At 67.8% G+C, this 11,309-nt stretch carries 9 protein-coding genes and 1 pseudogene; 8 read left to right on the top strand and 2 right to left on the bottom strand.

Annotated elements, in window-relative coordinates; all coding sequences use genetic code 11:
- Window positions 1-126 (bottom strand): annotated as a pseudogene (locus LG391_RS30865) (S-(hydroxymethyl)glutathione dehydrogenase); the annotation flags it as partial.
- 287 nt (window positions 127-413) lie between these two features.
- On the opposite strand from LG391_RS30865, the gene LG391_RS30860 reads away from it, so the two are divergent.
- Entirely contained in the window at window positions 414-1,520 is a 1,107-nt protein-coding gene (locus LG391_RS30860) for an FIST N-terminal domain-containing protein (protein ID WP_225772326.1), read from the top strand.
- A 3-nt stretch (window positions 1,521-1,523) separates the two neighbouring features.
- Entirely contained in the window at window positions 1,524-4,211 is a 2,688-nt protein-coding gene (locus LG391_RS30855) for a NahK/ErcS family hybrid sensor histidine kinase/response regulator (protein WP_225772324.1), read from the top strand.
- Between the two features lie 120 nt (window positions 4,212-4,331).
- Here LG391_RS30855 and LG391_RS30850 read toward each other — a convergent pair whose 3' ends face one another.
- A complete protein-coding gene (locus LG391_RS30850; RefSeq protein WP_225772322.1) occupies window positions 4,332-4,979 on the bottom strand; it encodes a response regulator transcription factor in 648 nt (215 codons plus the stop codon).
- 535 nt (window positions 4,980-5,514) lie between these two features.
- On the opposite strand from LG391_RS30850, the gene LG391_RS30845 reads away from it, so the two are divergent.
- The 6 genes from LG391_RS30845 (at window position 5,515) to LG391_RS30820 (ending at window position 11,283) form a co-directional block, all read left to right on the top strand.
- Window positions 5,515-5,688, top strand: a complete 174-nt coding sequence (locus LG391_RS30845) for a hypothetical protein (RefSeq protein ID WP_225772320.1) — start codon at window positions 5,515-5,517, stop codon at window positions 5,686-5,688.
- 5 nt (window positions 5,689-5,693) lie between these two features.
- Window positions 5,694-6,797, top strand: coding sequence for an Ldh family oxidoreductase (locus tag LG391_RS30840; RefSeq protein ID WP_304608579.1), 1,104 nt, complete (start codon window positions 5,694-5,696; stop codon window positions 6,795-6,797).
- 28 nt (window positions 6,798-6,825) lie between these two features.
- Window positions 6,826-7,647, top strand: coding sequence for a sugar phosphate isomerase/epimerase (locus LG391_RS30835; protein WP_304608578.1), 822 nt, complete (start codon window positions 6,826-6,828; stop codon window positions 7,645-7,647).
- A 654-nt stretch (window positions 7,648-8,301) separates the two neighbouring features.
- Entirely contained in the window at window positions 8,302-8,949 is a 648-nt protein-coding gene (locus tag LG391_RS30830) for a DUF2971 domain-containing protein (RefSeq protein WP_225772318.1), read from the top strand.
- A gap of 125 nt (window positions 8,950-9,074) precedes the next feature.
- On the top strand, window positions 9,075-10,145 hold the full coding sequence (locus LG391_RS30825) for a PotD/PotF family extracellular solute-binding protein (RefSeq protein ID WP_225772317.1): 1,071 nt from the start codon (window positions 9,075-9,077) through the stop codon (window positions 10,143-10,145).
- Between the two features lie 229 nt (window positions 10,146-10,374).
- Window positions 10,375-11,283 (top strand): ABC transporter permease, encoded by a 909-nt coding sequence (locus LG391_RS30820; protein ID WP_225772315.1) that lies wholly within the window; start codon window positions 10,375-10,377, stop codon window positions 11,281-11,283.
- Window positions 11,284-11,309 lie beyond the last annotated feature (26 nt).

Here is an 11,309-nt window from a genome sequence, read left to right as displayed (position 1 = left end):
CGTGTGGCAGATCCCCGTCGCCTTGATCTCGACCAGAACCTCACCGAACTTCGGGCCCTCCAGGTCCACCTCCATGATCTCCAGAGGCTTCCCCGCGGCGACGGCTACGGCGGCACGCGTCTTCATCGGCTTCCTCCTGTCTGTCGCGCCGTCCGGTGCGGGCGCGTGCCCGGGTCGCGCCACGGCCGTTCCCACCGGCGCCTGAACCTCGGGAAAACCGTACCGGCAAAGAAAGACCGGCCGGAATAGGACTTTGGCACAACGGGATTCCGGGCCGATAATTGGACCTTGGATCAGTGGTCCCCGCCAGAGGGGCCCGATAAGCTTCTCGGGAGGAAGCGATGCCCCAAGCCAGCCAAGCCAAGGAGAGGACGGCCGTCGTCGCCCCAAGCGGCATCCGTCGGGGAATGAGCATGAAGGCGTCGACGGAGGACGCGGTCGAGGAGCTGCTGGCGGCGATCAGCCAGGACCGGATGGAGATGGTCCTGCTGTTCTGCTCGCCCACCTACGACCTGCCGGCGGTGCTGGCCGAGATCGGCCGCCGCGCGCCGGAGGTGCGGGTTCTGGGCTGCACCACCGCCGGGGAGATCACCCCGGCCGGCTACCGCCAGGGCACGATCACCGGCCTCAGCCTGTCCGCCGACCATTTCGCCACCTCGGTCCGGCTGATCGAGCCGATGTCGAGCTTCGAGATCGCCGACGGCGCGGTGCTGGCCAAGGAGCTGCTGGCCGAGCACCAGGCCCGCCACCAGCACCGCTTCGATCCGGCGCGCACCTTCGCCCTCCTGATCAATGACGGGCTGTCGATGCATGAGGAGATCATCGTCAGCGCGCTGGGCGACGCGCTGGGCGAGATCCCGCTGGTCGGCGGGTCGGCCGGCGACAACCTGGCCTTCCGCGAGACCGCGATCTTCCTCGACGGCAAGGTGCATTCTAGCGCCTCGCTGCTGGTGCTGGTGTCGACCGACCTGGCCTTCCGGGTGTTCGAGCGGCAGCATTTCCAGGCGCTGGACCAGAAGATGGTGGTGACCCGGGCCGACCCGGCGCGGCGCGTGGTGATGGAGATCAATGCCGAGCCGGCGGCCGAGGAATCCGCCCGGATGATCGGGCTGGAACCGGCGGGGCTGACGCCGCTGGTCTTCGCCTCGCCCCCGCTGGTGGTCAAGGCCGGCGGCCGCCACTACGTCCGCGCCATCCAGCGGGTCGACGAGCAGGGCTGCCTGCATTTCTTCTGCGCCATCGACGAGGGAATCATCCTGAGCGTCGCAAAGAGCGGCGACCTGGTCGCGAATCTGGCCTCGCTGTTCGACGAGTTGCGCGCGGAATTGGGCAGCATCGACGCCGTGATCGGCTTCGACTGCGTGCTGCGCTATGTCGAGATGGAGCAGCGCCAGATGCTGACCGAGGCCTCGAAGATCATGGCCCAGAACAACGTCGTCGGCTTCAACACCTATGGCGAGCAGTTCGGCATGATGCATGTCAGCCAGACCTTCACCGGGATCGCCTTCGGGCCGGGCTGAGCGATGGGGCGGGAGGCGGCGCAGCAGGATCGGACGGAGGTCGGCCAGGAGGCCGAGCTGCGGCGCCACATCGCCAAGCTGTCGGAGATCAACCGGGCGCTGATGCAGCGGGTCGAGCACAGCCTCGACATGCAGGGCAACGCCTACCAGCTGTTCCAGACCGCGATCCTGCTGGACCAGAAGGTGCGCGACCGGACGCGCGAGCTGGAGCACGCGCTGAAGGCGGTCGAGCAGTCGAACCTGGAGCTGAGCGAGGCGATCGTCGCCAGCCGCACGGCGCAGAACCGGCTGCAGGACGCGATCGACAGCATCTCCGAAGGCTTCGCCATCTTCGACCCGGACGACCGGCTGGTGCTGTTCAACCGCCGCTTCCTGGACTTCTGGCCGCAGCTGACCGACAGCATCCGGCCCGGCCTGTCGCTGGGCGCGCTGATCCGCCTGGGCCTCGACGCCGGCATCATCCAGTCGGACGGGATGACGCCGGAGGCCTGGATGGCGGAGCGCCGGCTGCAGCGCGCCACGACCCGCGACGGCGGCGCCCAGCGCTGGGTCTATGCCCTGGCCGACGGGCGCTGGGTGCAGGTCAACGACCGGCGATCGACCGAGGGCGGCATCGCCTCGATCTACACCGACATCACCGACGTCAAGGACGCCGAGCGGCAGGAGCGCGAGAAGGCGCTGGCCGAGCGGTCGGCCCATCTGCAGGCGACGCTGGAGAGCATGTCGATCGGCGTCGCCGTGTTCGACCGCGACCAGCGCCTGGTCACCGCCACCCGGCGCTACGGCGAGCTGCTGGAGCTGCCGGCGGAGCTGCGCCGGGCCGGCGCCTCCTACCGCCGGTTCCAGGAGTACAACGACGCCCGCGGCGCGCCGGCGCTGGGCATCGCCTCGCCGATCGGCCCGGGCTCGGCCCGCGGCGCAGCCCGGGGTTCGGGCCCGCCGTCCGAGGTGGCGCTGAACGGCCGCTGGTTCGAGGTCAAGGGCGACCCGATGCCGGACGGCGGCTTCGTCACCTCCTATGTCGAGATCACCGAGCGGAAGATGGCGGAGGAGGCGCTCCTCGACAGCGAGCAGCGGATCCGGCTGTTCGCCAATGCGGTGCCGACCATGATCTCCTATGTCGACCGCGACCAGCGCTACCGCTTCGTCAACCGCGCCTACCGCGCCGCCTACGCGCCGAACGGCACCCCGATCCTGGGCCAGACGCTGCGCGCCGTGCTGGGCGAGGCCGAATACGGCCCGCGCCAGCCCTTCATCGAGCGGGCCCTGGCCGGCGCCACCGTGACCTTCGACCTGCCGCTGCCGGGATCCGAAGTCGAGCCGCGCTTCGGCTTCGCGACCTATGTGCCGCACCGCAACCACCGCGACGAGGTGGTGGGGTTCTTCACCCTGATCCAGGACATCACCGAGCGCCGGCGGGCCGAGCGCATCCTGGAGGCGGCGAACGAGGAGCTGGAGCGGCGGGTGCATGAGCGCACCGCCACCCTGTCCCGGCTGAACGAGGCGCTGTCGGCGGAGGTGGAGAAGCGCCGCCGCATCACCCGCGAGCTGCGCATCGCCAAGACCGAGGCAGAGCGCGCCAACATCAGCAAGACCAAGTTCCTGGCCGATGCCAGCCACGACCTGCTGCAGCCGCTGAACGCCGCCCGGCTGTTCGTGGCGACGCTGGAGGACACGACGCTGCCGGCCGAGGGCGAGGCGCTGCTGGGCAAGATCGACCACGCGCTGGAGAATGTCGAGGAGCTGCTGAACATCCTGCTCGACATCTCCAAGCTCGACGCCGGCCGGGTCGGCGCCAACCTGCAGAGCGTGCCGCTGCCGCCGCTGATGGAGGCGCTGCACGACGAGGTCGCGCCGCTGGCCCAGCGCAAGGGGCTGGGGTTCACCCTGCTGCCCTGCTCCCTCACCGTCTGCTCCGACCCGCAGCTGCTGCGCCGCCTGCTGCAGAACTTCCTGACCAACGCCGTGCGCTACACCCCTGCCGGGCGGATCCTGTTCGGCGCCCGGCGCCGCGGCGGCGCGGTCGAGCTGCAGGTGGTCGACACCGGCATCGGCATCCCGCAGGAGCGGCTGGACGAGATCTTCGAGGAGTTCCGGCGGCTGGACGGGCCGGAGGGCAAGGCCGAGCCCGGCCAGAAGGGCTACGGCCTCGGCCTGTCGATCGTGCGCCGGATCAGCCGGCTGCTCGGCACCGAGGTCAAGGTGCGCTCGATCGTCGGCCGCGGCTCGGTCTTCTCGGTGGTGGTGCCGCTGACCGACCCGGCGCAGGACTGCATGGGCCCGCGGCCGGCCGCGGCGGCGGTGGTGCCGGGCGCGGTCGACCGCGTGCGCGTGCTGGTGATCGACAACGACCCCGCCATCCTCGACGGCATGACCCGGCTGCTGCGCAGCTGGGGCTGCCGCGTCGCCGCCGCGGCCGACAAAGCCGGGGCCGAGGCGCGGATCGGGGCGGAGGGCTTCCGGCCGGACATCGTGCTGGCCGACTACCACCTCGACGCCGGGCAGCGCGGCACCGAGCTGATCATCGCCCTGCGCCACGCGCTCGACGAGGAGATCCCGGCCGCGGTGATCCCCGCCGACCGCAGCCCGGAGGTGCAGTCGATGGTGCAGGCGCTGTCCGGGGTGAGCCTGCTGACCAAGCCGATCAAGCCCGCCCGGCTGCGGGCACTGATCGCGTCGGCGCGGCGGTGAGACTGCCGGGATGCCGCTTGGACGTAGGTTGGGTTCGCGGCTGCGAACCCAACATCGCGCAGCCCGAGCAGCTGTTGGGTTCGCTTCGCGAACCCAACCTACGCCCTCGTCGCGGGACGATCAGAGAGCCCGGCGGTACTTCTGGAACAGGATCACCGCCTGGGTGCGGCTGGAGACGCCGAGCTTCTGCAGCAGGCTGGAGACATGCGCCTTGACCGTGGTGATCTGGACGTCGATGGCGTAGGCGATCTGCTTGTTCAGGAGGCCCTCGGCCATCAGCTCCAGCACCTTGCGCTGCTGGTTGGTCAGCAGCTCGAACCGGCAGCGCACCGCCTCGTCCAGCGGCTCGTCCTCCTCCGGCTCGCCCGGGCCGATGGCGTCGAGGCCCGGGGTGTAGCTGCCGCCGTCGAGGATGGTGGAGATGGCGGAGACGATGGCGTCGCGCGACAGCGACTTCGGGATGTAGCCGACCGCGCCGGCGTCGAAGCATTCGCGCATGACGAAGCTGTCGGCCAGGGCCGAGATCACCGCCACCGGCACGTCCGGCCGCCGGGTGCGCAGCGAGCGCACGCCCTTGACCCCGTTCATCCCCGGCATGCGGAGGTCGAGCAGGATCAGGTCGATGTCCATCACCGAGGCGATGCGGTCCACCGCCTCGCCGAAGGTGCCGCTCTCGAGCACGTCGACCTGGTCGTCGAGCGACTTCAGCGTGCCGGCGAGAGCCTCGCGGAACATCGGGTGATCGTCAGCGACCAGGACCGTGCGCATCGGCGGCATCCTTGTCTTGGCGGCAAGTGAGGAATTGAACGCCGCGGGACTCGGCGGGTCAAGCAGGAAGCACCGGCATTGGCCTTTGGTTCAAGGCGGTGCGAAGCCCGCCGCGAGGGCTCAGAACCACATGAAAGAACCGTCATTGCGAGCGCAGCGAAGCAATCCAGGGGCCGTTTGGCGTGGCCCCTGGATTGCTTCGTCGGCTTCGCCTCCTCGCAATGACGGTTCTCTGCGAGCAAAAAGCTCGATCACGGGTTCGTCGGCATCAGAACCCGATGCCGCCGTTGATCTGCAGGATCTCGCCGGCCAGGAAGGAGGCGCGGTCGGAGGCCAGGTACCGCCTCGGCCACGTCCTCCGGCGTGGCCTCGCGGCGCAACGGCGTGCGATACACCACCGCGGCGCGGCCCTGCGGCGTGTTGAAGACGTCGTGGAAGCGGGTGCCGATCGCCCCCGGCCCTGGTCACCACCGCCGTCTTCTCCTTCATCTGGACCCATGAGGATTTCCTGACGCCCCTGGTCTATCTGACCGACATGGCCTCCTATACGGTGCCGCAGGGGCTGCGGCTGTTCATGGCCTCGACCGGCGTCTCGGCCTGGGGCCCGATGCTGGCGATGTCGCTGCTGTCGCTGGTCCCCCTGATCGTCCTGTTCCTCGTCTTTCAGCGCCGGCTGATCGAGGGGATCGCGACGACCGGCCTGAAATGACATTCATGGGACCCTCGATGCTGATCCGCCACGACACCCTGACCCAGCTGGTCGGGGACATCTTCGCCGCCCAGGGCTGCAGCGCCGCCGAGAGCGGGCGCATCGCCCGCTATCTCGTCGCCGCCAATTTGACCGGCCATGACAGCCACGGCGTCATCCGCGTGCCGCGCTACGTCGCCATGCTGGCCCAGGGCGAGGTGCGGCGCGACGTGACCGCCGAAATCGTCACCGACACCCCAGCCTTCGCCCTGGTCGACGGCGGCTACGGCTTCGGCCAGACGGTCGGGCCCCAGGCGGTGCGCCTCGGCATCGACAAGGCGCTGGCGGGCGGCGTCGCCGTGGTCGGGCTGCGCCATGCCGGCCATCTCGGCCGCATCGGCGAATGGGCGGAGATGGCGGCCGAGTCCGGCCTTTGCTCGCTGCACTTCGTCAACGTCGCCGGCAGCGAGCTGGTGGCGCCCTTCGGCGGGGTCGAGCGGCGCTTCTCCACCGCCCCCTTCGCCGCCGGCTTCCTGGTGCCCGGCCGGGCGCCGGTGATCCTGGACTTCGCCACCTCGCTGGTGGCCGAGGGCAAGGTGCTGGTGGCGGCCAATGGCGGCAAGCCCCTGCCCGAGGGCGCGCTGATCGAGCCCGACGGCCGGCTGAGCCGCGACCCCGACACCCTCTACGGCCCGCCCGTGCCCGGCAGCGCCGTGCGCAGCGCCCAGAACGGGCTCGGCGCCATCCGCGCCTTCGGCGAGCACAAGGGGTCGGGCTTGGCCCTGATCTGCGAGCTGGTGGCCGGCGCCCTGACCGGATCGGGCTGCGCCGGGCCGGGGCCGCGCCGCTTCTGCAACGGCATGCTGTCGATCTACATGGCGCCCGGGCAGTTCGGCTCGGCCGAAGACCTGGCGGCCGAGACCACGCGCTACATCGACCATTTCAAGGCCTGCCGCCCGGCCGAGCCCGGCGGCGGGGTGCTGCTGCCCGGCGGGCCCGAGGCGCGCCGCCGGGCCGGGCGCATCGCCGGCGGCGTGCCGCTGAGCGACGGGGTCTGGCGCAGCCTGGTGGCCACGGCCCGGGCGGGCGGCCTCGACATCCCCCGATACCCGCCCCTGCCGGCGGCCTGACCCTGCCGGCCCGCCCCTGGAGGAACCAGTGCCCGAGCCGATCCTGACCGTGTTCACCAAGCCCTGGACGGGCCCGCTGCCGCAGCTGGCCGACACGGTGGCCGGACTCGGCCTCCAGGGGGTGGAGCTGCCGGTGCGCCCCGGCTACCAGGTGACGCCGGAGACCGCGGCAAGCGGCCTGCCCGCCGCCGCCCGCACCCTGGCGTCGCGCGGCCTCGCGATCCGCAGCATCGCCGGCCCGGTCGACGAGGCCACTGTCGCCGCCTGCGGCGAGGCCGGGGTGCCGCTGATCCGCATCTGCGTCGCGGTCGACCCGGCGTCGGGATTCCGCGCCACGGTCGACGGCTGGCGCCGCCGGTTCGATGCGCTGCTGCCGGCGCTGGAGCGGCACGGCGTGGCCATCGGCATCCAGAACCATTCCGGCGCCCAGATCGGCAGCGCCGCGGGGGTGCTGTACCTGATCGAGCGCTACGACCCGAAGCATGTCTGCGCCGTGCTGGACATGGCGCATTGCGGCGTGGCGGGCGAGCCGGTGGAGCTGGCGGTCGACATCCTGTCCGGCCGGCTGCGCCTGGCGAACTTCAAGAGCGCCTATCAGCGCCGGCTGACGCCGCCGGAGGAGGACGCGGTCTACAAGGTGCACTGGACCACGCACCGGCACGCCGCCTATTCCTGGCGCGGCTTCGTGCAGGCCCTGCGGAAGGCGGGCTACAGCGGGGCTTACTGCCTGCCGGCCGAATACAGCCACCCGAGCGGCCAGGGCCAGCGCATGGGCGACGAGGTGCTGCCGTTCCTGAGAGGAGATATCGCCTATTTGAAGGGGCTGCTGGGGGAGGGGGTGGCAGGTTAATACTTGGAAGCAAAAGTTGCTGACAACGAAGTGCCTAGGAATCCGAATCAGCCCGCCTCTGAACCAGGTGCTAGCTCTTGCTGGCAAGAGGGCTCGATGACGAGACAATTTCGTGACCACGAGCCGCTGCCAGCCTCTCAAGCAAGGTAGAGTGACGCTTCACAGACATATGTTTTTGCACAAACGAGAGTGCCTTCTCATTCAAGCTGTAGATGTGCATCGCGAACGGAATAGCCGCCTCGAAGAGGGCTGTCGCTGGGACCCGGCGTCCGTGTTTCACGAGCCGATCGTTGCCGCTCCGCGCTCGCATCTTTGCGCTGCAGGATCGTTGCTCTGTTCCCTAGGGCCACAAACAAGGTACACTACGGCCTCCCTGTTTAAGTCCGCCCCGAAATGTCAAAGCCTTCACCCGAAAAACCGGCCTCTCCTCATCTGTACCATTATACACGTTTCGCAAACCTATTGGATATCATTAGATCGGAGCAAATTTGGTCGACTGACATTCGCTTTCTAAATGACCAAACAGAATATCATGGCTCCGCAGAGCTATGTCGGGATATGGCATACGCGCGAATGGCTGGAACGTTTATACCCCCCAAAGGCGTCAGCCCTACTCTACATGGAAACAGATGCAGGTCGTATCTGTTCCAGCTCATGAGAGAACTTCAGAATTCTGAAACACTTGCGGTTAATACTTTTGTTATTTCTTTTTCTGAACACTCAGATGACCTATCGCAATGGCGTGCTTATGCGCGCCCGGCCGGCGTCGCGATCGGATTTTCTGCACGAACACTACGCGATATCGCCAACGCGCAAGGGTTTAGACTCGTAAAGTGTATCTATGACGATGACGTCAAGGAGAAAATGCTTCACAACCTTATTGAGTCAAAAATAGAGTTGATCGGAAAAGTGCCGAGGAAAATCTCCGAAAGAGATGAGTATTTGTCCAATGTCATCAGCCTAACTTTGATCGAATTTCAATATATGGCTGCTATTTTTAAGCATCCCGCGTTCCGGTCTGAGGCAGAATGGCGCCTGGTCTCAGATCCATTGGCTGATAAAAAATCGGTTAACGACCTCACATTCCATTCCAGTGGATCAACCTTGATTCCGCATGCGATAGTTAGGTTTATGAACGTGTCGACCAACGATGGTGCGGTGAGCGCCGCTCCAACACGTGTGATCGTGGGGCCGTCACCATACCCAAAATTGAATCAAGCGTCGGTAGCCTCCGCCCTCCGTCGCTTCGGCTTTAATGACACGAAAGTTCAAACTAGCGTCGCTCCGTTCCGTGATCTCTAGTCGTCAAAGCGTCAGATTTTCGCCTACCAGAAGACCGGCCAGCCCCCTCGAAGGTAATTTGACAACCCCAGCCACCCCGCGCTAGCATCGTTTGTGTACAAACAATAACCGCCGGGGAGCGTTTCATGTCCGTCACACTCAATCGGCGCCGGTTCGGCGCCCTGCTCGGGGCCGGGGCGCTGGCCGGGGCAATGCCGCTGCGCCGGGCGCGGGCGGCCGAGACCATCTATGTCCTGAACTGGCAGGGCTATGGCACCGACGAGGCCTGGGCCCTGAAGGCCTTCGCCGAGAAGACCGGCATCGAGGTCAGGCACGACTACTTCAACTCCGAAGAAGAGATGCTGACCAAGCTGCGCACCAACCCCGGCACCTACGACGTGGTGCTGATCAACAGCGCCCGCACCCTGCAGGCCCAGGCCGAGGAGCTGCTGGAGCCGATCGACCTGGCCAAGGTGCCGAACGCCGCCGACCTGGCGCCGGCGCTGCGCGACCACGCGAACTTCCACAAGGACGGCAAGGCCTATGGCGTGTCCTGGCTGTGGGGCATCAACGCGCTGGGCCTGCGCCGCGACAAGGTCAAGGCCGACAGCCTGTCGGTGCTGGCCGACCCGGCCTATGCCGGCCGCGTCGCCCTGTTCGACGACGCCGTCACCGCGATCGGCATCGGCGCGCTCTTGACCGGGCAGGACATCAACGCGCCCAAAGACATGGACGCCGTCGCCGCCAAGCTGAAGGAGCTGAAGCCGGGCGTGAAGCTGCTGTGGTCCAGCGAGGACCAGTGGAACAAGGCCTTCGCCGCCGGCGAGTTCGACGTCTCGATCTACTGGTCAGGCGCGGCCGTGCGGTCGCAGCGCAACTTCAAGCTGGCGGTCGACTTTGTGGTGCCGAAGGAAGGCGGCATCGGCTGGATCGACGGGCTGTCGGTGCCGGCCACCAGCACCCGCAAGGAGTCGGCCCTGGCCTTCATCAACTACATGATCGACCCCGGCTTCTACGATTACTGGGCCACCAATATCGGCGCCCCGGCCTCGGCCAACGCCAAGGCCATGGCGGCGCTGCCGGCCGACGACCTGAACAAGCAGATCCACAAGGCCGAGTACCTGTCCCAGCTGCAGTTCATGTCGCCGCTGAGCGACGACCAGCGTACGGCGTTCTCGGATCTGTGGCAGGAGACGAAGGCGTTCTACGCTGGATAACCCGAGGTCGATGCGGCCTGCCCCTTTACTCTCCCCCTCCCCTTGCGGGAGGGGGTAGGGGGAGGGGTATGTCGAGGCCGGGACCAGTCCTGGGTCGTCGGCTCCGGCGGAGAGCCCCTCCTTCCCCTCCCGCAAGGGGAGGGGGAGGGGGAGAGTAAAGGGGCAGAGGCGTTGCTTTGCCCGATAGGATGCGAGAGTTGGACGTGATCGTGACCGGAGGCGGCATCCGATGACCGAGCTGGCGGCGACCAGTGCGCCTGCCGCCCCTGCGGCCCCGGCCGAGAAGCGCGGCTGGCTGGCCACGGCGGGGCTGCTGCTGCCGGCCTATGGCTGGCTGACCCTGGCGATCTTCCTGCCGCTGCTGATGATGCTCGGCTTCTCCTTCCTCAAGGTGGCGCCCTTCGGCGGCCGGGCGATCGTCTGGACGCTCGACAACTACCTCGCCTTCCTCAAGCGGCCCTATCTGCGCGACGTCGCCTGGACCTCGCTGTCGATCGGGATCTGGACCACGCTGATCTGCGCCGCGATCGGCCTGCCGGCGGCGCTGGCCCTGGCGCGCTCCACCTTCGGCCGCACCCGGCAGGTGCTGTTCCTCTTGATCATCCTGCCGTTCTGGACCAACGGGCTGGTCCGCGTCTTCTCCTGGACCATGGTGCTGCGCGACGGCGGCATCATCGACGGGCTCTACCACTGGGTGTTCCCGGATGCGGCGCCGCTGGGGCTGCTCTACTCCTACCCGGCCATCATCGTCGGGCTGGTGCACGCCTATCTGCCCTACATGATCCTGACCTGCTACCTGTCGCTGGTCGCGATCGACGACCAGATCCTGGAGGCCGCGCGCAGCCTGGGCGCCCGGGCGCCGGTGCTGTTCTCGAAGATCATCCTGCCGCTGGCCATGCCGGGGCTGATCTCCGGTTCGGTCCTGATCTTCGTGCCGGTGATCGGCAGCTTCATGGAGCCGCGGATCCTCGGCGGCCGGGTCGGCGTCACCATGGGTACGGTGATCGAGGACCAGTTCACCCAGGCCTTCAACTGGCCGCTGGGCGCCGCTTTGTCCTTCACCATGCTGGCGATCGTGCTGGCGATCTTCGCCCTGGCCTCGCCGGTGCTGAAGCGGCAGCAGGGGGCGCGGCCGTGATGAGCACTCTCCCAACGTTCCCAGCA

The sequence above is a fragment of the Inquilinus sp. Marseille-Q2685 genome (genome assembly GCF_916619195.1).
Classification (GTDB): Bacteria; Pseudomonadota; Alphaproteobacteria; order DSM-16000; family Inquilinaceae; genus Inquilinus.
This window is presented reverse-complemented; position numbering and strand designations above follow the sequence as displayed.

What these genes read in the sequence shown, in the direction of transcription:
- LG391_RS30850 (WP_225772322.1), bottom strand. Translation starts at nt 4,979, where the DNA reads ATGCGCACGGTCCTGGTCGCTGACGATCACCCGATGTTCCGCGAGGCT.
- LG391_RS30820 (WP_225772315.1), top strand. Translation starts at nt 10,375, where the DNA reads ATGACCGAGCTGGCGGCGACCAGTGCGCCTGCCGCCCCTGCGGCCCCG.
- LG391_RS30830 (WP_225772318.1), top strand. Translation starts at nt 8,302, where the DNA reads ATGAGAGAACTTCAGAATTCTGAAACACTTGCGGTTAATACTTTTGTT.
- LG391_RS30860 (WP_225772326.1), top strand. Translation starts at nt 414, where the DNA reads ATGAAGGCGTCGACGGAGGACGCGGTCGAGGAGCTGCTGGCGGCGATC.
- LG391_RS30825 (WP_225772317.1), top strand. Translation starts at nt 9,075, where the DNA reads ATGTCCGTCACACTCAATCGGCGCCGGTTCGGCGCCCTGCTCGGGGCC.
- LG391_RS30845 (WP_225772320.1), top strand. Translation starts at nt 5,515, where the DNA reads ATGGCCTCCTATACGGTGCCGCAGGGGCTGCGGCTGTTCATGGCCTCG.
- LG391_RS30855 (WP_225772324.1), top strand. Translation starts at nt 1,524, where the DNA reads ATGGGGCGGGAGGCGGCGCAGCAGGATCGGACGGAGGTCGGCCAGGAG.
- LG391_RS30840 (WP_304608579.1), top strand. Translation starts at nt 5,694, where the DNA reads ATGGGACCCTCGATGCTGATCCGCCACGACACCCTGACCCAGCTGGTC.